This is a genomic window from Arthrobacter sp. YD2 (assembly GCF_030410475.1).
In the GTDB taxonomy this organism is placed as follows: Bacteria; Actinomycetota; Actinomycetes; order Actinomycetales; family Micrococcaceae; genus Arthrobacter_B; species Arthrobacter_B zhangbolii.
On sequence record NZ_JAUHHB010000003.1, the window covers coordinates 629700 to 650422 of the forward strand.

The 20723-nt window shown below is 66.3% G+C and carries 24 protein-coding genes; 10 read left to right on the forward strand and 14 right to left on the reverse strand.

Annotation, left to right across the window (positions count from 1 at the left end; translation table 11 throughout):
• The first annotated feature begins 28 nt into the window (after positions 1–28).
• From QWJ37_RS13890 to QWJ37_RS13900, 3 genes are all read left to right on the forward strand, one after another.
• Complete coding sequence (locus QWJ37_RS13890; protein ID WP_290245625.1) at positions 29–706, forward strand: bifunctional 4-hydroxy-2-oxoglutarate aldolase/2-dehydro-3-deoxy-phosphogluconate aldolase; 678 nt, start codon at positions 29–31, stop codon at positions 704–706.
• Positions 703–1662, forward strand: coding sequence for a sugar kinase (locus QWJ37_RS13895; protein WP_290245626.1), 960 nt, complete (start codon positions 703–705; stop codon positions 1660–1662). The genes QWJ37_RS13890 and QWJ37_RS13895 overlap by 4 nt, the downstream gene beginning before the upstream one ends.
• A 110-nt stretch (positions 1663–1772) precedes the next feature.
• The gene (locus QWJ37_RS13900; RefSeq protein WP_290245627.1) at positions 1773–2522 is read left to right on the forward strand and encodes a hypothetical protein; all 750 of its coding nucleotides are present in this window, start codon (positions 1773–1775) and stop codon (positions 2520–2522) included.
• An 80-nt stretch (positions 2523–2602) separates the two neighbouring features.
• On the opposite strand, the gene QWJ37_RS13905 is transcribed toward QWJ37_RS13900, so the two are convergent.
• Genes QWJ37_RS13905 through QWJ37_RS13925 form a run of 5 tightly spaced genes read right to left on the reverse strand, consistent with a single transcriptional unit; the run spans position 2603 to position 7392 of the window.
• Entirely contained in the window at positions 2603–3616 is a 1014-nt protein-coding gene (locus QWJ37_RS13905; protein ID WP_227929147.1) for an ABC transporter substrate-binding protein, read from the reverse strand.
• Positions 3613–4485 carry an ABC transporter permease gene (locus QWJ37_RS13910; protein WP_227929148.1) on the reverse strand — a complete coding sequence of 291 codons (873 nt, stop codon included), beginning with the start codon at positions 4483–4485 and terminating at the stop codon, positions 3613–3615. Before QWJ37_RS13910 ends, QWJ37_RS13905 begins: the two co-directional genes overlap by 4 nt.
• On the reverse strand, positions 4485–5279 hold the full coding sequence (locus QWJ37_RS13915; protein ID WP_290245628.1) for an ABC transporter ATP-binding protein: 795 nt from the start codon (positions 5277–5279) through the stop codon (positions 4485–4487). The genes QWJ37_RS13910 and QWJ37_RS13915 overlap by 1 nt, the downstream gene beginning before the upstream one ends.
• Positions 5280–5293: 14 nt before the next feature.
• Positions 5294–6136 (reverse strand): NAD(P)-dependent oxidoreductase, encoded by an 843-nt coding sequence (locus QWJ37_RS13920; protein ID WP_290245629.1) that lies wholly within the window; start codon positions 6134–6136, stop codon positions 5294–5296.
• Positions 6133–7392, reverse strand: coding sequence for an FAD-dependent oxidoreductase (locus QWJ37_RS13925; RefSeq protein ID WP_290245630.1), 1260 nt, complete (start codon positions 7390–7392; stop codon positions 6133–6135). The genes QWJ37_RS13920 and QWJ37_RS13925 overlap by 4 nt, the downstream gene beginning before the upstream one ends.
• Before the next feature lie 135 nt (positions 7393–7527).
• On the opposite strand from QWJ37_RS13925, the gene QWJ37_RS13930 reads away from it, so the two are divergent.
• The gene (locus tag QWJ37_RS13930; protein WP_290245631.1) at positions 7528–8457 is read left to right on the forward strand and encodes a LysR family transcriptional regulator; all 930 of its coding nucleotides are present in this window, start codon (positions 7528–7530) and stop codon (positions 8455–8457) included.
• On the opposite strand, the gene QWJ37_RS13935 is transcribed toward QWJ37_RS13930, so the two are convergent.
• Positions 8417–9217: a helix-turn-helix domain-containing protein gene (locus QWJ37_RS13935; protein ID WP_290245632.1), complete on the reverse strand. Its 801-nt coding sequence runs from the start codon at positions 9215–9217 to the stop codon at positions 8417–8419. The two genes, QWJ37_RS13930 and QWJ37_RS13935, sit on opposite strands and share 41 nt — an antisense overlap.
• 98 nt (positions 9218–9315) lie before the next feature.
• Here QWJ37_RS13935 and QWJ37_RS13940 point away from each other — a divergent pair, with 98 nt between their 5' ends.
• On the forward strand, positions 9316–9849 hold the full coding sequence (locus tag QWJ37_RS13940) for a VOC family protein (protein ID WP_227905499.1): 534 nt from the start codon (positions 9316–9318) through the stop codon (positions 9847–9849).
• Here QWJ37_RS13940 and QWJ37_RS13945 read toward each other — a convergent pair.
• The 7 genes from QWJ37_RS13945 to QWJ37_RS13975 all read right to left on the reverse strand — a co-directional run bounded on the left by QWJ37_RS13945 (position 9846) and on the right by QWJ37_RS13975 (position 17294).
• Positions 9846–10262, reverse strand: a complete 417-nt coding sequence (locus QWJ37_RS13945) for a VOC family protein (RefSeq protein ID WP_227905501.1) — start codon at positions 10260–10262, stop codon at positions 9846–9848. The genes QWJ37_RS13940 and QWJ37_RS13945 overlap by 4 nt on opposite strands.
• A gap of 89 nt (positions 10263–10351) precedes the next feature.
• A complete protein-coding gene (gene mmsB / locus QWJ37_RS13950; protein WP_227905631.1) occupies positions 10352–11521 on the reverse strand; it encodes a multiple monosaccharide ABC transporter permease in 1170 nt (389 codons plus the stop codon).
• 32 nt (positions 11522–11553) lie between these two features.
• Positions 11554–13101 (reverse strand): multiple monosaccharide ABC transporter ATP-binding protein, encoded by a 1548-nt coding sequence (gene mmsA / locus QWJ37_RS13955; protein WP_290245633.1) that lies wholly within the window; start codon positions 13099–13101, stop codon positions 11554–11556.
• Positions 13102–13132: 31 nt separating this feature from the next.
• A complete protein-coding gene (gene chvE, locus QWJ37_RS13960) occupies positions 13133–14248 on the reverse strand; it encodes a multiple monosaccharide ABC transporter substrate-binding protein (RefSeq protein ID WP_290245634.1) in 1116 nt (371 codons plus the stop codon).
• Between the two features lie 210 nt (positions 14249–14458).
• Positions 14459–14851 (reverse strand): hypothetical protein, encoded by a 393-nt coding sequence (locus QWJ37_RS13965; RefSeq protein ID WP_290245635.1) that lies wholly within the window; start codon positions 14849–14851, stop codon positions 14459–14461.
• A gap of 227 nt (positions 14852–15078) precedes the next feature.
• The gene (locus QWJ37_RS13970; protein WP_227929155.1) at positions 15079–16326 is read right to left on the reverse strand and encodes an aromatic acid/H+ symport family MFS transporter; all 1248 of its coding nucleotides are present in this window, start codon (positions 16324–16326) and stop codon (positions 15079–15081) included.
• A gap of 119 nt (positions 16327–16445) precedes the next feature.
• Positions 16446–17294: an MBL fold metallo-hydrolase gene (locus QWJ37_RS13975; RefSeq protein ID WP_290245636.1), complete on the reverse strand. Its 849-nt coding sequence runs from the start codon at positions 17292–17294 to the stop codon at positions 16446–16448.
• A 169-nt stretch (positions 17295–17463) separates the two neighbouring features.
• Here QWJ37_RS13975 and QWJ37_RS13980 point away from each other — a divergent pair, with 169 nt between their 5' ends.
• The 5 genes from QWJ37_RS13980 (at position 17464) to QWJ37_RS14000 (ending at position 19959) form a co-directional block, all read left to right on the forward strand.
• Positions 17464–17832 carry a metalloregulator ArsR/SmtB family transcription factor gene (locus tag QWJ37_RS13980; protein WP_290245637.1) on the forward strand — a complete coding sequence of 123 codons (369 nt, stop codon included), beginning with the start codon at positions 17464–17466 and terminating at the stop codon, positions 17830–17832.
• On the forward strand, positions 17829–18335 hold the full coding sequence (locus QWJ37_RS13985) for an SRPBCC family protein (RefSeq protein ID WP_227905514.1): 507 nt from the start codon (positions 17829–17831) through the stop codon (positions 18333–18335). Before QWJ37_RS13980 ends, QWJ37_RS13985 begins: the two co-directional genes overlap by 4 nt.
• A complete protein-coding gene (locus QWJ37_RS13990) occupies positions 18335–18820 on the forward strand; it encodes an SRPBCC family protein (protein WP_290245752.1) in 486 nt (161 codons plus the stop codon). The genes QWJ37_RS13985 and QWJ37_RS13990 overlap by 1 nt, the downstream gene beginning before the upstream one ends.
• 5 nt (positions 18821–18825) lie before the next feature.
• Entirely contained in the window at positions 18826–19251 is a 426-nt protein-coding gene (locus QWJ37_RS13995) for a VOC family protein (protein WP_290245638.1), read from the forward strand.
• Between the two features lie 144 nt (positions 19252–19395).
• Positions 19396–19959: a hypothetical protein gene (locus QWJ37_RS14000; protein WP_290245639.1), complete on the forward strand. Its 564-nt coding sequence runs from the start codon at positions 19396–19398 to the stop codon at positions 19957–19959.
• A gap of 75 nt (positions 19960–20034) precedes the next feature.
• On the opposite strand, the gene QWJ37_RS14005 is transcribed toward QWJ37_RS14000, so the two are convergent.
• On the reverse strand, positions 20035–20658 hold the full coding sequence (locus tag QWJ37_RS14005) for a hypothetical protein (RefSeq protein WP_290245640.1): 624 nt from the start codon (positions 20656–20658) through the stop codon (positions 20035–20037).
• Positions 20659–20723 lie beyond the last annotated feature (65 nt).

Here is a 20723-nt window from a genome sequence, read left to right on the forward strand (position 1 = left end):
CCGTGCACCACGAGACGAAGGACCTGCCGTGTACTCCACCGAAGACGCTCCGGCCGCCACGCGGCGCATCCCCGCTTCACCTCTGCTGCAGCGCACCCGGACCATCGCGGTGATGCGGGCCGCGCATGCCACCGACTATGCCCCGGTGGTCGAGGCCCTGATTAAGGGCGGGGTGCTGAGCATTGAACTGACGCTGAGCACCCCGGGGGTCTTCGCGGAACTGCCGCGCCTGCAGGACCGGTTCGGCGACAGTGCGGAATTCGGGGTGGGCACCGTGACGGATGTTGATGACGCCGTGCAGGCCATCGACGCCGGTGCGGCCTACCTGGTCACCCCCTGCACTGACACCGCCGTGATTGAGGCTGCGGTGCAGCGCGGCGTCGCGGTCTATCCCGGCGGGCTCACCCCCACCGAGCTGTATACCGGCTGGTCCGCCGGGGCGTCCGCGGTGAAGGTTTTCCCCGCCTCGGTGGTGGGTTCCGGCTATGTCTCGGCGCTGCGCGGGCCCTTCCCCGACATCCAGGTGGTTCCCTCCGGCGGGGTCGGAATCCAGGACGCGGCGGACTGGATACGGGCCGGAGCCGCGGCCGTCAGCCTGGGCGGACCGCTGCTCGGCGACGCGTTCGACGGCGGGGACCTGCGCCGCCTGGCCGAACGTGCCGCCCATTTGCGGGACGTCGTCGATGAAGCGGCGGCTGCACTGTGACCGGGCTGCCGCAGCCGTACCTGCTGACCGTCGGGGAAACCATGGCCCTGCTGACGTCCGGGCATCCGGGACCGCTGGCCCATGTGTCCTCCATGGACCTGGGCATCGGCGGATCCGAGTCCAACGTGGCCATCGGGGTGCAGCGCCTTGGCGGCCACGCGGTCTGGTGCGGCCGCACCGGCGCCGATTCCCTGGGCCGGCTGGTCCGGCGCGAGATCCGGGCCGAAGGGATCACGGTCTGCAGTGTGCAGGACCCGGAAGCGCCCACCGGACTGATGCTGAAGGAACGCCGTACCGCCTCCACACAGAAGGTGAACTATTACCGTGCCGGCAGTGCCGGCTCCCGGCTCTCCCCCGGGGACGTGGATGCCGCACTGATTGCCGGCGCTGCCGTGCTGCACGTCAGCGGCATCACCCCTGCCCTCTCGGACTCCGCGGCGCGGACCATCCGGTACTGCATCGACACGGCCCGGGCTGCGGGGGTCGCCGTGTCCTTTGACCTGAACTACCGGACCAAGCTGTGGAGCGCCGAAGACGCCTCGCGCAGCTACCGGGAGCTGATTCCGCTCACCGACATTGTGTTTGGCGGCGACGAGGAAGCGGCGCTGGCACTGGGGGAACACGAAGCCCCGGCCGAACTCGCCCGCCGGCTGGCCAAGCTCGGGCCCGCGCAGGCCGTGATCAAGCTCGGCAGCGAGGGCGCGGTGGCGTACATCGACGGGCAGATCCTGGTGCAGCCCCCGGTGCCCATTACCCCGGTGGACACGGTGGGCGCCGGGGATGCCTTTGTTGCCGGGTATCTGGCCGAGCTGATGAACGGGCGGCCCCCGGCCGAACGGCTGGCGACGGCGGCCAAAACCGGGGCGTTTGCCTGCCTTGCCTCCGGCGACTGGGAGGGCCTGCCCACCCGCGATGAACTGGCGCTGCTGGACCAGGACGAAGCAGTCACCCGGTAGCCGGCCGCGTAACACTTCGGCCCCTGTGAAAGGATTTCTTCCGGCCGCAACCGCTGCGGGCCAGGTGGAAACGGGGGCCGGGGAACGTGCTGGGGATAGGTTTTTGGACCGTGCTGCAGGCAGCAGCTCTGGTGACCGCCGGTTTCGGGATCTGGATCCTGGCCCGGGCCTGCTGGGACTACGCCGGGCTGCCGGAGTTCCAGGACCGCTACCTGCAACTGGTGGAAGACCGGCTGCAGGACCCGGAGATGGAACACGCCGCCAACCGGCAGGAGTCAGGCTACCTCCGCCGCCTGCGCCGCTCACTGCAGGCGCGCCCCTCCCCGGCCGCACGTGCAGCCTCCCAGGAAGCACTGCTGCAGCTGCTGAACCGGCCCTCGCTGGCCCCGGGCCTGCAGCCGTCCGCCGGGAATGAGCTCACCGGGCTGGCCGTTGCCGTCGCCGCCGCGCGCACTCCCGGGGAGCTGGCCGCCACTGAGAAGCTGCGCCGGGCCGCGGGGCTGCGGCTGCTGCGGGGCGGGGTTCCGCGCCGTTTCCGGGATGCCTTCCTGCCCGGCATGGCGCGCTATCTGGATTTCGTGGGCCGCGGCAGCTCGCTGGGCCTGGCTGTGGGTGTGCTGCTGGCCGGCGGGCTGAGCGCCAACGCGGACCTGGTGGGCGCCCTGACCACTCTGTGTGGTGTGGGCGGGGCCGTCATTTTCACGCTGACCGTGATCCGGTGTGAATCCCGGTCCTGGCCGGCCGGCCAGCCGGGGGTGTGGCTGCGCCTGGCACGCAGCTATCCGCAGGCCTACTTCCTGCTCCGGCTCACCCTGACAACGGCGGCTGCCCTCCTCGCGGTGTACCTGCTGCGGACGTAGCCCGGGAGCATTTCCCCTGCAACAAAAACAGCGGCACCCCGGTTTCCCAGGGTGCCGCTGCCGATCTGCCTCAACCGAAATTACGGCGTCTTCTCCGAGAAGGAGGCGTCGATGTAGGAATCCTGGTCAATGGCGTCCTTGTACTCAATGGCACCGGATTCCATCCAGACCGCTTCCATGCCCTCGAGCTGCTCCGGCAGCGGTTCGATATTCGGCAACCAGGTGTAGAGCGGAACCGACTTCAGTTCCTCCACGCTCTGGCCGGTGGCCTCGCCGATGATCTTCAGGTTCTCATCCGAGTAGCGGTCCTCGCCCTGCAGGTCCTTGGCGGCACGGGCCACGGCGTCGAAGAACTTCTGGGCGTTCTCACCGTCTGCGAACTGCCCGCCGTAGAGCATGCCGGTGCCCGAGGTGCCGGCCGGCGGCACGGCCATGGACACGCCGGTGCCGTCTTCGATGGCCATGGTGGAGAACGGTGCGGAGATCAGGCCTGCGTCCAGGCTGCCGTTGGCCAGCGCCGTCGGCATGTCCGGGTTGCCCAGGTTCACAATTTCCACGTCGTTGATGCTCAGCCCGGCTTCTTCCAGCGCCAGGCTCAGCAGGAAGGCACCGGTACCGCCGGCACCGCCTGCAGCGCCGATCTTTTTGCCCTTCAGTCCGGCAATGTCAGTGATCTCGCCGGAGTCCACCTTGGCCTTGGAGACCACCAGGTCCGTGGGGCTCTTCTCAGTGTCGCCGTCGCTGACGCCCATGGACGCCACCACCTTGATGTCCAGGCCGGTTTCGATGGCGCTGAACATGCCGGCGGAGAACCCGGCGGCAACGACGTCGAGCTTTCCGCTGGAGGCCAGCGGCACCGCGTCCTGGCCGGACTTCACGGTTTCCAGCTGTACGTCCAGGCCGGCTTCGTCAAAGTAGCCCTTGGCGTCAGCCACGTAGATGGGCGCGAAGATGGGCAGCTGCACAATGCCGACCTTCACCGTCGCGTTTTCCTGCGAGTCACCCTCGGAGGAGGCGCTGGTGTCTCCCCCGCAGGCGGAGAGGGCAAGTCCGGCCAGCACCGTTGCTGCCAGGACCTTCAGGTGTTTTTTCATTTTCGATCTTTCTTCTTGGATCCGGATTTGTATTTCCAGGGCAGGGCCGCCCGTTCGAGGAGGATGATCAGTGCGGTGACGCCGGCGCCCACCAGGGACACCACAATCAGGCCGACGTACATTTTGCTGGGCTGGAACAGCTGCCAGGAGTTCCAGATCAGGTAGCCGAGGCCGTTGTTGGACGCGACGAATTCGACGGCGGTAATCACAATTACCGACATACCGGCGGCGACGCGCAGGCCGGTCATGATGGCCGGTGTGGCGCCGGGCAGCAGCACGTAGCGGAAGAGTTTCAGTCCGCTGGCCTTGTAGGCGCGGGCCGCTTCCAGCACGCGGCTGTCAATCTGGACAATGCCGGCCAGGGTGTTGATCTGCATTACGAAGAACACGGAGATGGCCACGGAGAGGACCTTGGGGGTTTCGGTCAGCCCGAAGATCAGCAGCAGCAGCGGGACAATGGCGATTTTCGGCAGCGCATACAGTGCCGTGAAGGTGGGCCCGAGCGCTGCGCGCAGCGGCCGCCAGACCCCCATCAGCAGCCCGGCCAGGATCCCGGCGACGGCGCCGAGCAGGAAACCGGCCATCAGCCGGGCAATGGTGGCCGAGGTGTGGGTCCACAGTTCCCCGCTGAGCAGCATGTTCCACGCCTGCTGGGCGATCAGGCTTGGCGGGGTGAACAGCCGGGCGTCAAGGGCGCCGGTCCGGGCGGCAACTTCCCAGAGGGCCAGAAGCAGGACCGGGGTGAGGGTGGAAAGCAGGACGTCGCGGTAGCGCAGCCGGACACCCTGGCGGTATTCGCGGCGGATGGCGGCGTCCAGCTCGGGCTGGTTGGCCTTCGCGGCAGTGCGGTCGGCGGTGGTGTTAGTCATTAGGAGAACCTCAAAGATGCTTGTACCTCGTCGCGGAGCGAATCCCAGATCCCCTGCTTCATCGAGCCGAACTCGCTGGTGCCTTCGATTTCCATGCTGCGGGGACGGCCGAAGTGCACGTCGATGATTTCCTTGATGCGGCCCGGGCGGGCGGACATCATCACAATCTGGTCCCCGAGCAGCAGTGCCTCCTCAATGGAGTGGGTTACCAGGACCACCGTCTTGCGCTCGAGTTCCCAGAGCCGGACCAGCTGTTCCTGCATCAGCATGCGGGTCTGTGCGTCCAGGGCGCCCAGCGGCTCGTCCATCAGCAGGGCCGGGGAACCGGTGGCGAAGGCGCGGGCAATGGCAATGCGCTGCCGCATGCCGCCGGAAAGCTGGTGCGGGTAGCTGTCCTCGAAGCCGGACAGGCCTGCTTCGGCAATCCAGTGCCGGGCGTGTTCGAGCCGCTCGCGTTTGCCCACACCGGCCATGTGCTCGCCGAAGGCCACGTTCTGCAGCACGGTGAACCAGGGGAACACTCCGTGTTCCTGGAAGACGAAAGCGGAGGCGGGCACCTTGTCTGCGGTGACGTTGCGGGTAACCGTGCCGGCGGTGGCGGTTTCGAGTTCGCCCAGGATCCGCAGCAGGGTGGACTTGCCGCAGCCGGAGGGTCCGACGATGCAGGTGAAGGAGCCCTCCTTCAGCTTGAGGTTGATGTCTTCGAGGGCATACACGTTCTGCGATCCGGAGAAGACTTTGTGGACCGCGTCGACCTCGAACGCGTAATTCACCGCGGGTGGGGCTGGTGTCATGTTCTGATTCCTGGTCATTTGGAGGGGTGCATATCGGTATGGCGCGGAGGCCGGGGTGAGCAGAAAACGCCGCCGATGAATTGTCTGTCCCAGTCGGTTTCCGCGGCGGCGCTGGGCGCGGCCGGGCCGATCAGGTCCTTGGCGTAGCTCTCGGCGTCGTCCTGTGGGACGTAGCCGATTGCCCTGCCGGCATCCGGGGAGAGGTAGCTTCTGGTGTTCGCGGACACCCCCCAGACAATACGGAAGCCGTGCCCGGAGTCGGTGAGGGCCGCGCGGAACAACCGTGCGGCGTCGTCGGGCGAGAGCCAGGTGCTCAGCATTCGGACATCGCGGGGGCGGTCGAACCGGGAGGCGATGCGAAGGCAGATAACATCCATGCCGTATCGATCCGAATAGTAGCTTCCAAGGGCTTCAACCGCCGCCTTTGAGACGCCGTATAAAGTGTTGGGCCGCACCGCGGTGTCATCCGGAACCAGTTCCCCGGGGCGGGGCACGGCGGTAAATCCGGTGGCGTGAATGGAACTGGCCAGCACGGCGCGCGGCACCCCGGCCCGGTGGGCGGCGTCCAGGACGGAGTGCGTGCCGTCGATATTGGCGGTGAGGATCCGGTCCCAGTCAGCTTCCAGCGGGATGCCGGCCAGGTGCACGACGGCGGCGCAGCCCGCGAACGCGTTGACGAGGGTTTCGGTCTCGGTCACCTCGGTGATGACCCATTCCTGGCCGTAGGACTCCGCGGGTGCCACCCGGTCCACGCAGACCAGGGAGTATCCGGCGTCGAGCAGGTGCGGGATGATGTCACCGGCGAGGCTGCCCGCAGCTCCGGTGAGCGCGATCTTCGCGCCGCGTTCCGGGTTCACAGCAGCGCCCCCTGGTCCTGGAGCAGGCCGCGCAGCTTGGGCAGGTCCACGCTGCCCGTGGAGCTGTGCAGGGACGCGGCCAGGCCGGCGGCGTGCCCGGTGGCGAAGGACGTGCCCATCACGCGCAGCGAGGCGAAGGAACGGCTGTCGCTGCTGGTGAGCCGGCCGGCGCCCCACAGGTTGGTGATGTTGGCGCTGGTCACCGCGCCGTAGGGGATGTCGTACCACTTGCGGTCCCTGATGCCGCTGTACTCGGTGGCGCCGGGGGTGGAATGGTCCTCCATCGGCCAGCCGCAGCGGGCAATCCCGTCCTCCGGACGACGGCGGGCGGAGAGGACGTCGTCGGCGCTGACGCTTTCCCTGCCCAGCATCCGGCGTGCTTCCCGGATGCCGATCTGCGGACCCGTGGAAGCAAGGTAGGCCCCGGACCAGCCGGGCATTCCTGCCTTGAGCGCGTTGAGGTAGTGGCGGGCCCGGGCCCGTCCGTCCAGTTCGGCCCGGGAGAGCTGGTGTACGTCCAGCACATCCACGTAGGCATCCGCCAGCAGCAGCATCAGTTCGCGGGAGCGGGGCATCCGCACGCAGGTTCCGTTGCTGCGGGTCAGCACTTCGCCGGTGGCGTTTCCGTAGGCGGCGAAGGCCGTGTCCATGGCGTCGGTGGAGAGGTCCGCGTCCTCGCCGACACCACCCACCCGCATCACCAGGGTGCTGGCCTGGCGGCGTTCCACCGGGGAGAGCTGGAACTCCGCGCCGGCGGCTTCCAGCAGTGCACCGTCGCCGCTGCAGTCCACAAAGGCGCTGGCGGAAAGGCGCAGGGTGCCGCCGCGGTGGGCAATGTGCACGGCACTGATGCGCTCGTTATCGGTGTCCGCGGCCACCAGCGTGCTGTGGAACAGGACGTCGACGCCGGCGTCCCGGACCAGCTGGTCCAGCACGGTTTTGGTGGTTTCCATATCCAGGACCACAATCGTGTTGCCGGTGGCCGGCGAGGTTTCCAGGGTCAGCAGTTCCTGGCGCTCGAGTTCATCCAGGAAGTCCTGGCCGATGCCGCGGACCACCTGCTCCCGGGTCTGGTCAAAAAAGCCGCAGTAGGCCAGGACCGAGCTGTTGGTCGCGGCGCCGCCCAGGAATCCGTAGCGCTCCACGAGGCACACGCTGGCCCCTGTCCGGGCGGCGCTGACGGCGGCCGCCACACCGGCGGCCCCTCCACCTGCAACCACAACGTCGTAGGTGGTTCTTGCGGATATCGAAGTCATAAAAACGGGAATCCTTAGTTCGGTCCACGTGAGCCGCGTCACATGGCTCACATAAGAACCATCAGCCACGCCGGCATATAAATCAAATGCCTAAATGTGACCCCCGACATACTTTTTAGGCATAGGCTGGCCGGCATGGACATCCGCCAGCTGAAGTACTTTGTACGCACCGCGGAAACGGGCAGTATCAGCGGCGCCGCCGTCGAGCTTCACATGACCCAGCCCGCGCTGAGCCGGCAGCTGGCCGACCTGGAAAAGGAACTGGGCGGGACACTGCTGCAGCGCAACCCCCGCGGTGTGTCACTGACTCCCCTCGGCCGGGCGGTCAAGTCCCATGCCGACACCATCCTGGCGCAGGTGGACCGGACGCCCGAGATTGTCCGCCTGGCTGCCAGCGGCCATTCCCTGATCCGGCTGGGTGCACCGCCCGGGCTGCCGCATGACTGGTTCCGGGCCGCCGTCGGCCGGGTGCAGGCCGCCGGCCTGCCGGTGAGCTTCTCCCTCTACGAGGCCAGCAGCGATGAACAGAACCGGCTGCTGCGCGCCGGCCAGATCGATATGGCCCTGCTGCACACGGAACCCGCCGAGGGCATGCACCGGCAGCACCTGCTCACCCAGCCGCTGGGCGCTGCCGTCCGTCCCTCCTCGCCGATGAATGAGAGGGATGTGCTGAGCTTGTTTGATCTGGACGGGCTCACCGTGATGGCGCACGCCGCGGGGGAAATCCGCATCCAGGAAGTGAAGCTGCGCAGCGCCGCCGAGGCGGAAGGCGTCCGCGCCCATTGGGTGTTCCGGAAGTTCAGCCACCACAGCCTGCTGATTGCGGATCTGGCGGACGCGGATGCGGCGCTGACCACCGAGGCATCGGCCGGTATCAACTTTCCCGGCTGGAAATGGGTGCCGCTTTCCGCTCAGGATGCCGGCGGACACTCGCTGCAGGTCCAGACCTGGGCCGCGTGGAACGCCGCCGCTCCCCCGGAGCTGGCGCAGGTGGCCGGGCTGTTCGGTTCACCATCCGGTCCTACTACGGTTCCGCGGCCGAACGCCGGTAACCGCTGGGGGTGAAGCCCAGGACGGTGCGGAAATCCGCCGTCAGGTGGGCATGGTCGGCATAGCCCAGCTCGGCGGCAATGTCCGCGACGGGCAGGCCGGGTTCCAGGCGCAGGCGTTCGGCGGCTTCCTGCAGCCGGTAGCGCCGGATCATGGCCAGCGGCGGCAGGCCCACATGGCGCCGGGCCAGCCGCTGCAGCGTCCGCACCGATACCCCCAACAGATCCGCCGCCTGCCCCACCCGCGTCAGTGACGCATCGGCGGCGATGAGCTCCTCCAACCGGTTCACCAGCACCCCGTCGGCATCCGGAACCGGAACCCTGCGCTCCAGCCACCTCCCCGCCGAGCACGCCGTTGCCTCCCGCCGGCCGTCGCCGTCGCTCTTCCCCTTCTCCCCGGCCATGGCGGCGACGACGGCGGCATGGAGATCGGGCATGTCCACGGGGATTTCGCGGTTGCGCAGGCTGCCGGGTTCGCCGGTGAACGCCGGCACCGCGGCCGGACGCAACAGCATCCCCACCGCCCAGCCACGCCCGGACAAGTCGCGGAAGGAACGCCGGGTGGCAGGCCCGGACAGCGTCACCCCGTCAGGCTGCACCACCAGGTTCAGGGCAGGAAAGGGCAGTACTTCCTGCCGGCTGACCCGTCCGGGAGCGAGCTGCCATTCCGGGATCCAGAACCAGCGCACCCGGTCCGCGAGCGCTGCCGGGGCCGGGAGCCGGTGGAAGGAGGGCAGCCGGGCGGGATACAGCGTCCCACGCCACTGCTCCTCCACGTCCCTCCCCCTCTGTGCCTCATTTCGGACTGTCGCAAGATTCCGGACTGTCGCAAATCTTCAAGCCCGATGCAGGTCCGGACCCCTAGCGTCTAAGCATGACTACTTCAGCCAACACCAATCCCGCAAACACGCCGCAGAGCACCTCAGGTGTCACCGGCCGGCACACCACCGGCGGCGTCCCGCACGGCGTCACCACCCTGACTCCGTTCCTCGCCGTTCCGGACGCCCGCGAGGCCATCAGTTTCTATCGCGATGTCTTTGGCGCCCGGTTGATCGATGCCACCGAGATGGGCGGCATTGTGGTCCACGCCGATCTGGACTTCGGCACCGGAAGGCTGCAACTGGGCGAGCCCAACCCCGACTACGGTCTGGTCCCCGCGCCGGATGGTGATGCCGACTGCTATTCGATGGGCCTGTACTGCGAAAACGCGGATGACACCGTGGCCAGGGCAGAAGCAGCCGGGGCCACCATTCGGGAACCGCTGCGCACCTTTGTCTCAGGAGACCGGTTCGCCAGCATCCGCGACCCGTTCGGGGTGCGCTGGTCCGTGATGAGCCGGGTGGAGGATCTATCCGAGGAGGAAAGCGCCGCCAGGGTCGCCGAGTGGGCCGCGGCGCAATCCGGCTAGGAGTCCTCGCCCTCAATGCTGATCATCCAACTGGTACCGAACCGATCGGTGAGCATGCCGAACAGGTCTCCCCACGGCGCCTTTTCCAGCGGCAGGTCCATCTGGCCGCCGTCAAGCAACCGATCCCAGTAGCCGCGCAGTTCCTCTCCGTTATCGCCGCTCAGGGAGATGGAATAGCTGCTGCCCTCGTCCAGGTTCATGCTGGAGGGCGTGTCCGAGGCCATCAGGACAAAGCCGCTGTCCGTGGTCAGCGAGGAATGCATGATCTTGTTGGCTTCGGCCGGATCATCGGACATGTTCATGTCACCGAATGTGGAGCTTTCCAGCGTGCCGCCAAAGACGCTCTGGTAGAAGTCCATGGCCTCACGGGCGTTGTCCCGGAAGCTGAGGTAGGGGTTCATCTGGCTGGGCATAATGGTCTCCTTACGCGTGGCAGATCGGATGCCTCCGAGTATGCTCCGGCGGCAGGCCCGGTGGAAGCGCTCCGGCTAAATCTTCCCGCCTACCGCGCACCCTTCCGCCGACTGAACCCGAAGGCGACCGCAGCCAGCAGCACCAGGCCCTTGATGACCTGCTGCCAGGCGGCATCCACGGACAGGATGGACAGGCCCTGGTTCAGCACGCCCATCACGAGCGCCCCGATCACCGCCCCCACCACCGTGCCCACCCCGCCCTGTACCGAAGCGCCGCCGATGAACACCGCGGCAATCGCGTCCAGCTCGAACCCGCCGCCAGCCGAGGCCACGGCGCCGCCGGCCCGCGCGGTGCTCACCACCGCAGCCAGCCCGGCGAGGAAGCCCATGTTCACGAACACCAGGAAGTTCACCCACCGGGTTTTCACCCCTGACATCATCGCGGCATTCAGGTTCCCGCCCATGGCGTAGATGTGCCGGCCGAACACCGTGCGGTTCAGCAAAAAGGAGTACGCGAGCACCAGCACCGCCAGGATGACCACGATGATCGGCATGCCGCGGCTGTAGGCCAGCAGGTAGCAGAGGTACATGATGGCGATCACGGCCAGGGCGATCTTGAAGACGAAGGAGCCGTTCCTCTCCCGGGGCAGGTCCAGCCGGCGCAGGTCCGCCCGTCCCTTGAGCTGCTGCACCACCAGGGCCACGCACGCCAGCGCGCCGATGCCCAGGGTCATCAGGTCCGGTGTGCCCGTGGAGGGCAGGGTGCCGGAACTGATGGCCGTGTACGGACGCGGCAGTCCGCTGATGGTTCCGCCGGTCAGCAGAATCAGTGCGGTACCGCGGAACACCAGCATCCCGGCCAGCGTGACAATAAAGGCGGGTATCCCCACAAACGCCACCCAGAACCCCTGCCAGGCACCGATCAGGGCTCCGACCACCAGGGAGAGGGTCACGGCCGCCCACCAGGGCAGGCCCCAGCTGTTCATGGACAGGGCGGCGATGGCGCCGACCGTGGCCACCACGGATCCCACGGAAAGATCGATGTGCCCGGCAATGATCACCATGACCATGCCGATGGCCAGGATCACCACGTAGGCGTTCTGCTGGAAGAGGTTGCTGACGTTACCCGGATACAGCAGCCGCCCGCCGGTCAGGATCTGGAACAGCAGGATGATGACGGCCAGGGCCCCCAGGATGCCGTACTGCCGCAGGTCCACCCGGCGGCGTTTTTTGCCGTTCCTGCCGGGCTGCGGCGGCAGCGGCGCCCGGGCCTGTTCGGGAGTTGTGGTGGTCACGGTGTTTCTGCTCCTTGGCTCCGGTCCGCGGTCATATGGCGCATGAGTTCCTCCTGGGTCGCGTCCGCCCGGGGGATTTCAGCTGTCAGCCTGCCCTCGGCGATGGTGTAGATCCGGTCCGCCAGTCCGATCAGTTCCGGCAGTTCGCTGGAAATGAGGATGACCGCCTTGCCCTGCGCTGCCAGCTCGTTGATGATTCCGTAGATTTCGAATTTCGCCCCGACGTCGATGCCCCGGGTCGGTTCATCCAGGATCAGTACTTCCGGGCCGGAGTAAATCCATTTGCTCAGCACCACCTTCTGCTGGTTTCCGCCGGAGAGGTTTTCCACCAGGGAGGAAACGCTGGGCGTGCGGATGTTCATGCGTTTGCGGTACTCGTCCGCCACCCGGTATTCCCGGTTCCGGTCGATGATGCCCAGTCTGGCCAGCTTGCCCAGCGCCGCGGCGGAGACGTTGACGGTGACGCTGCCAATCAGGTTCAGCCCGTACCGCTTGCGGTCCTCGCTGAGGTAGGCAATGCCGTGCCGGATGGCTTCCTCCACGGTGCGGGTGCGGATTTCCACGCCGTCCTTGTAGACCCGGCCGGAGATCCCGGAGCCGTAGGACCGGCCGAAGATGCTCATGGCCAGCTCCGTCCGGCCTGCCCCCATCAGTCCGGCGAAGCCGATGATCTCCCCCGCCCGCACCGAGAAGAAGGCACGGTCCACCACCAGCCGGTCCACATCAATGGGGTGGTGCACGGTCCAGTCCTCCACCCGGAACTTCTCCTCGCCGATCTGCGGTTCGCGCGGCGGGAACTGATGGTCCAGCGGGCGTCCGACCATCGCGCGGATGATGCGCGTTTCGATCTCTTCGGTGTCCTGGACCTCGAAGGTGTCGATGGTCCGTCCGTCCCGGATGACAGTGACCGTATCCGCAATGGAGCGGATCTCCTTGAGCTTGTGCGAAATAATGATGGAGGTAATGCCGGTTTCGTTCAGCTGGCGGATCAGTCCCAGAAGGTGCGCGGAATCGTCGTCGTTCAGTGCTGCGGTGGGCTCATCCAGGATCAGGATCTTCACCTCCTTGGACAAGGCCTTGGCAATCTCCACCAGCTGCTGTTTGCCCACCCCCAGCTCCACTATCTTGGTGGCCGGGTTCTCCGCCAGCCCCACCCGCTGCAGCAGCCGGGCGGCCTCCAGGTTGGTTTTGTTCCAGTCGATCACCCCGCCGCGGGACACCTCGTTGCCCAGGAAAATGTTCTCGGCAATCGACAGGAACGGGCTCAGTGCCAGTTCCTGGTGGATGATCACCACGCCGTCGCGCTCGGAATCGTTGATCGATCCGTAGCTGACCGGGCTGCCCTCCAGGGTGATGGTCCCGTCGAAGCTGCCGTGCGGGTACACGCCGCTGAGCACCTTCATCAGGGTGGATTTTCCGGCGCCGTTTTCACCGCAGATGGCGTGCACGCGGCCGCGTTCCACGTCGATCGAAACGCCGTCCAGCGCCCGGACCCCGCTGAATTCCTTCACAATGCCGTCCATTTTCAGGATGACGTTACTCATGCCGAACCCGCTTCAGTAGTGGAGAACGGGGTCAAAGCCCGGCGTCGGAGGCGGACATAAAGCCCGAGTCCACCAGCTCTTTCTGGACCGTGTCCTTGGTGACCACCATCGGCTCCAGGATGTAGGTGGGAACCACCTTCACCCCGTTGTCGTAGGTCTCGGTGTCATTGACCTCCACCTCGTCACCGGCCACGATCGCATCCACCATGGTTTCCACCTGGCTGCCGAGCTGGCGGGTGTCTTTCCACACCGTCATCGACTGCCGGTCCCCCTGCATGGCCTGGACATTGGCGACGTCGGCGTCCTGGCCGGTGATCACCGGCCAGTCGGTGCCGGGCTCATAGCCGGCGGCATCCAGAGAGGATTCAATGCCCAAAGCGAGGCTGTCATTCGGGGACAGGACCACATCCACTTTTTTGTCCCCCGTGTAGAAGGACTGCAGCCGGTTATCCATTTCCGCCTGGGCGTCCGCGGACTTCCAGCCGAGGATGCCGATGGAGGTCCACCCGTCATTGCTGGTGGGCGATTTGCCGGAGGGAACCACCAGCTGCCCGCTTTCCACGTACGGAAGCAGCACGTCCCATGCGCCGGCGAAGAAGAACCTGGCGTTGTTGTCATCCGGGCTGCCGGCAAACGGCTCCAGGTTGTAGGGTCCCTCGCCGTTGGCCAGGCCCAGCTCCTCTTCGATGAACTCGCCCTGCAGCTGTCCCACCTGATAGTTATCAAAGGTGGCGTAGTAGTCCACGGCGTCGGTGCCGTTGATCAGGCGGTCGTAAGCGATCACCTGGATGTCCTGGTTCTTGGCATCCTCCAGGGTGGGGCCCAGGACCTCGCCGTCGATGGCCGCGACCACAAGGATCTTCGCACCGCCGGCCACCTGGTTCTGGATCTGGCTGATCTGCTGGTCGGTCTTGTCGTCCGCGTACTGCAGGTCCACCTGGCAGCCCTTGGCCTCGAGTTTTTCCTTCAGGCCCTCGCCGTCATTGATCCAGCGTTCCAGGCTGCGGGTGGGCATGGCGATGCCCACGTTGCAGGAGGCTGCTTCCCCCTCCCCCTCCTCGCTGGATCCTGCCGGTGCGCAGGCTGCCAGTCCGGCGGCGAGTCCCGCGGCCAGGAAGATGGCCGAAACATTCTTCATTGTGCTCATGCTGAAGCCTTCGAAAAGGATCCCGCAGTCGGAAGACGGGGGCCGTGCGGCCGGGAACCGGCGTCACGGCCGCGGCTGGCGGCGGCTGGATCAAGCGGATACAACGCTGTAGCACCTGTTGCCGGGTCCAGCCCGTCAACTATTTGTAGGCGCGGACAACTTATCCACGTGATCTCCGCTTACACAAGAGAAATTTGCCGGTTTCGGCGGTCAGATTCCGGTCGGCTGCCCGCGCACCGCGGACCAGCGGGCGTTGAGGGTGCCGTCGCCCACGGGCTCCCAATCATTGGTTTCGAACAGGGAGGCCACGGTGTCCCGGTTCAGGTCCGGAGTAACGCCGTCTATTTCGGCGGTGGGATAGCAGACCCACAGCACCCCGCCGGATTCCACGGATGCGGCGGCGGTGGCCAGCTCGTGGGCCAGGTCAGCGGCAGTGGAGACGAAAAGGATCACGACGTCGGCGGGGAACCGTCCGTCATCCTCCGCAAGGAACGCACCGGCCGGAACGAACTCCGCCGCCTCCGGACGCCCGTGGGCACCGTAAACGGTGACGCGGGAGTCCGCAGGAATGTTGAAGGGGGAGGCGGATGGTTCGGGGGTCATATGCATGCTCCTGCGTGAGACTGTCGGTGGCGCGTCGGCAGGGGGTTCCACAACGGTTCCGCAGCGTGACTCCCCCGAGCCGGCGTTTCCCATTCTTTCAGGTTTGCCACCGTTCATGCCCATCGACAGCCCACTTAGTGTTCGGGATCTCTGCTGACGGGGTGTTCAGCGTGCAGGTAATGCTGTCTGCCGCCCGCCCCGGCTGCGTTGACTATGAACGGGTGCCCCTAGACCGCCTGGCCGTCCGGGGACACCCGGGGGTCCGCTGTATCCGCGACGGGCCGCCCGGGGCGCGGGATGACCGCCACGGCCACCACTCCCAGGGCGGCGGCGAGCGCAAAGACGTAGAACCCGAACGGATAGGCAATCCCCGCCGTGACCAGGGCTCCGGTCAGCCACGGGCCCACAATAGCGCCCAGCCGCCCGACGCCGGCAACAAACCCCATGGCTGAACCCACCACCGCGCGGGGATACAGGTATCCGACGAATCCGTAGACCAGGACCTGTGCGCAGAAAACAAAAACGCCGGTAACCAGAACCACGGCATTCAACAGCAGCGAACTCTCAATCCGGATACTGAGGATGGCCAGCAGCACCGCAGCCGCACCGAACCACGCCATGGTGGTTCCTTTGGGCCCGCGTTTGTCCGCCACCCGGCCGCCAATCAGCAGCCCGATCACCGCGCCGACGTTCAGTACCAGCAGCAGCACCAGCGAGGCGGACACCCTATAGCCGGCCTCCCGCATAATCTGCGGCAGCCAGGTGTTCAGGCCGTACACGAGCATGAGCCCCATAAACGCAGCCACCCACAGGCCCAGGGTTATCCGCAGATACGGCGGACGAAGCAGGTCTCCCAGCTTCACCTGCGCCGCTCCCTTCTCCTTGGCGGCCAGATGCACGGATCCCGTCTCCGGCAGGCGGAACCACATCACGACGGCGGCTGCCAGCCCCAGGGCACCGCCGGCATAGAACAGCCACCCCCAGTGCTCACGGAAGATGATCGCCAGCACCGAGGCCAGCACGGCGCCGCAGTGGTAGCCGGTCATGGTGATGGTGCTGGCATTGGCCTTCGCGTTCTCGGAAGCCGCTTCCTGCATGGCGGTGATGGCCACGGGCATGCACCCGCCCAGACCCAGACCGGCGATAAACCGGACCACCCCCATCAGTGCAACGCTGGGCATCAGCGGCAGCACGAGGGTGAACAGGGAGAAAACCACCACGCACAGGATCAGCGGGACCCGCCGGCCCCAGCGGTCCGACAGCGGGCCGATCAGCGCGGCGCCGATACCCACGCCCACCAGGGAAATGGTGGAGACATAGGTTGCACCGGCCGCGGTGATGCCCACGTGCCGGGTATCCAGCAGGGTGGGAATGGCGGCGCCCAGCGCCACAATGTCATAGCCCTCAAACACCACGGTGAGCCAGCACAAGGCTACGATCCAGCGCCGCCGGGGCGTCATGACCTGTTTCTGCATGATGCGCTTCCTTCGTATGCTTGCCGGTCCGCAACCGTGCCGGAGGGCGAGCCAGCTCCGGTTCATCTGCACAGCGACGGCGGTACTAACGTGGCGCTCAGTGTACGACTGTGCTGGGGTCAGGTGAAGAAGCGGACGCCGTTGCCGGCCAGCCCTGTCCGTCCCGGCACCGGTGCCAGCCCCGGCCGGGTGGACCGGCCGGCGCGGCTGCCGGTCACCGAGGTCCGGCGCACCGCTTCCACCGCATCACGGACAGGCATCCGGAGCGCGGGACCGTGCCCGGGCAACAGCAGGCCGGCGTCCAGTTTCGCCAGGACCGCCAGCGACCCCTGTACTCCGGCACGGTGGTGATGGAACATCGGGTGCAGCAACTGCGGGCCGTTCCGCGTGCTGATGCCGTGGCCGGTCACCAGTGCGTCCCCGGTGGCCACCGCCCTGGCCGCCGGCAGATAAAACGCCGTATGCCCTGGCGTGTGACCCGGCGTGGGTACGGCGACCGGCCCGCCCGGCAGCGAAGCCAGCAACGCGTCATCCCAGACCTCAGCCGATGGAACAGGCACCGCTTTGGAACCGCCGGACTGCAGCGCGCGCACCGTCCAGCGCAACACCCTGGGCCGCCAGGCACGGGCCAGTATCTGCAGCGGTGACACCTGGAATTTAACAACACCCGTCATCTGCAGGTGCTCGGCCGCGCTGCTGAACACCGGCGTGCCGTAACGCCGGGCAAAATGTGCGGCAGCGCCGGTGTGGTCCACGTGCGCGTGAGTGATCAGGAGCGCGACGGCGCCGCCCGGGTCCAGCCCGACGTCGCGGATCGACGCCAGGACCCGGGGCAGGTCGCCCCGGTAGCCGCCGTCGATCAGGGTGAACTCCTGGCCGCGACGCGCAATGATCCAGTTCGACGCCGGACCCTCCACGAAGAAGATTCCAACCGCCGGTTCGGTAAGGGTATAGCCCGCCCGTTTCACGCTCCACGCCTCCCGCGGTCCAGAGGGACACCACCATACTGCCCGGACTTTTTTCACCGCTACCCCTTGAACCCTGCTCGGCCGCGGCGTAGCTTCGTAATCAACCGCAAGGTTGAACAACCAGTACCTTGACTACCAGCATCGTGCTTTACAGAAACTGACCAGGCGCATGGACTCCCACAGCGACGAACCCCTTCTGGACCAGGCCTTCCTGGCCCTGGCCGATCCGGTCCGCCGCCACATCATTGCCCGGCTCTCCCGGGGTCCGGCCACGGTCAACGAACTGGCGGAACCCTTCGAGATCTCCAAACAGGCGGTCTCGAAGCACATCCAGGTCCTCGAGCATGCCCGGCTTGTCACGCGCAGCCGTGACGCCCAGCGCAGGCCCGTCCACCTGAATCCCGCACGGTTGGAGGCGCTCACCGCCTGGATCGGCCAATACCGGCTGGTCCGCGAAGAGCAGTTCCGCAGCCTTGACGCCGTGCTTCACGCACAGGCCGCAGCGAAAGGCGGCCCGCAGGCAAAGGATCCATCATGACCAACGCACTGCAGCTTTCCGTTCCGGACGGTGTTCCGTTCATCGATTTCAGCCGTGAAGTGGACTACCCCGTCGCCCAGGTGTTCCGCGCCTACGCCGAACCTGACCTGATCCTCCAGTGGCTGGGGCCGCGCGGAATGAAAATGGAGATCAACCACTACGACTTCCGCACCGGCGGCTCCTACAGCTACATCCACACCGGACCGGACGGGGTGCCCTACGAGTTCCGCGGGATTTTCCACACCGTCCGGGAAAACGAAGCCGCCATCCAGACCTTCGAGTTCTCCGGCTACCCCGATGTGACCAGCCTTGAGTTCATGACACTGACAGCGCTCGACGGCGGCCGCACCCGGATCACTGCCCACGCCGTCTACCCGTCCATGGAGGCACGGGACGGGATGGCCGCCTCCGGCATGGAGGCGGGTGTCGCCGAGGGCTTTGACCGGATGGATGAACTTCTCGCCCAGCTCCAGCCGGAACCGCTGCAGGGACGGGGTGCGTGATGGGCAACCCTCTGAGCCTCAACGCTCCGGCGGGCGAACCGTTACTCGAATACCACCGGGACTTCGACTTCCCGGTGAGCGATGTCTTCCGCGCGCACACGGACCCGGACCTGTATGCCCGGTGGGTCGGGCCGCGGGACCTGGATACCCGAATAGATGCTTTTGAGGCCCGCACCGGAGGGACCTACCGCTTTGTGCAGTCGCGGGGCGACGACGAATTCGCCTTCCGGGGTATGTTCCACACGGTACGGCAGGACGAATTTGTGCTGCAGACCTTCGAGTTCGAGGGGTATCCGGACGTGGTGACCCTTGAATACTCCGCCTTCACCGCCCTGCCCGGCGGACGGAGCAGCGTGCAGGGCCGCTCCCTCTATCCCTCCGTGGAATCCCGCGATCAGTTCCTGACCAACGGCATAGAGGACGGTATGTCGGCCGGCTATGACCAGCTGGACGAACTGCTGGCATCCGCCCGGACAGGAGGATGATCCGAATGGATTGGGCCCTCGAAGTGGTGCAGGTTCCGGTCAGTGACCTGGACCGCGCGGTGAGCTTCTACCGTGATCAGCTCGGCTTTGTCCTGGATCACCGCACCACCACTGACCAGATGGATTTCGCCCAGCTGACTCCGCCGGGTTCGGGCTGCTCAATAGTCCTGGGCATGGCGCAGATGGCACCGGGGTCCCTGCACGGGCTGCAGCTGGTGGTCCCTGACGCCCGGGCTGCCCGGCAGCAGCTGGTGGAGCGCGGTGTTGACGCCGGCGATGTCACGGTCATCGACCCGCGCGACGGCGGGACACTGTTCGGGTTCTCGGACCCGGACGGCAATTCGTGGACGGTTCAGGAAATGAAGGTCCGCGCCGGCCGCCCCCTGATTCCTCTCGAGGCGCGCATCGGCTACGGCGCAGACCAGGACTGATGCTGAATGAATTAGGCGAAACACTATTGACAGACCGGAATGCCGGCCCGATGATGCCTTCCTTATGCTTGACACTCCTGTACCGAGGAGTAACGTGGGGGCTCCCCAAGGCAACGGGACGATTCCGTTGCACGAAGGAGCGACATGTTGAGCACGAGCAAGAGAACCGCCGTCCTACTGTCAACCGCCGGACTCATTGCCGGCTCCGTGGCCCTGGCACCGTCAGCAGCCGCTGCCGGGACCGAGTGCGGCCCCGGTGATGTGAAAACAGGCTTCGACCACCATGACGTCACCACCAGTAAGGAAGCCGTCTCCTCGGTCACGCTGTCCAATGCTTCCGGATTCGACGTCCCCGTCTCACTGACTGCGCAGACCCCCGCCACCGCCACCGCTTCGGTGTCCGGTTCTGTTCCTTTGGGGCAAATCCTTGAGCCCCTGCAGGCACAGGTCAACGCCGACGCCTCCCTGAGTAAAAGCTGGAGTCTCCAGGATCCACTGCAGCTTTCGGGGCCGGTAACGCTCGGCCAGTCGAAGATCGCGACGTACGGCTTCGACATCGTGTCTTTCTCCGGATCGCAGCAGATCTGCCAGCTGGACGGACAGTTCGGCCCGCCGAACCGCTTTTCCGGCACCGTGCCCACGGGCACCTACATCGAGGAATACACGGTGCCCTACGTTCCGCAGACGGTGCAGCCGACTGTTCCGTAGCAGCGGCAGGTCCGTATAGCCCACAGGGCGGAGCTTCCACGCCGGAAGCCCGCCCTGTGCTGTACCTGCAGGCGCCTACTTCACCGCCCAGTCCACCTCGTCCTCCTCCTCATTGACCCATATATAGGAGCCAATCCGAATGGTGGCCCCGGCCAGGTCCTCCGACGGCACGTCCATGCAGGTCTGGAACTTCGCAGTGTCACCGTTGGCCATGGCCGGAACGTTGTGCATGGGTTTGGCCATCAGCGCCTTGCACTGGCCGTATTCGCTCCCGTCCGCAGCGACGAACTGGATCTGGAGATCCTCCGACGGTGTCCCGCTGCCAGTGCCCAGATATTCCGCGCTGATGTCCACCAGCACATAGTTTCCCTGCGGGTCTTCGTTAAACGCCGCGACAGATTTGAGCTCCTCGGTGGCATCAGTGTCCACGCCGGTCACCGTCAGGTTGTAATCGGCCACCTGTTGGGCCGTTCCCACCTCCGGTGCACCGGACTCCGCAACCGGTTCCTCGCCGTCGTTGTCCCGGGACAGGACCAGTCCGGCGATGACCGCGAGCACGGCGAGAAGGAGTACGCCCGCCAGCTGGAGATTCCGCCGCCGGCTGCCGTTTGCCGGTTCCGGCTTTTCCTTGTGCGGTGGCGGCGGGGCCGGCGGTCCTGCCGGCGGATAGGCAGTGCTGTGGCCCGAGCTGTTGTCCATGGTTGTCCCCCCATTGGTGCGTGCAGTTGGGACGAGTCTACAAAACGGTGCGCAGCGTCGAACGG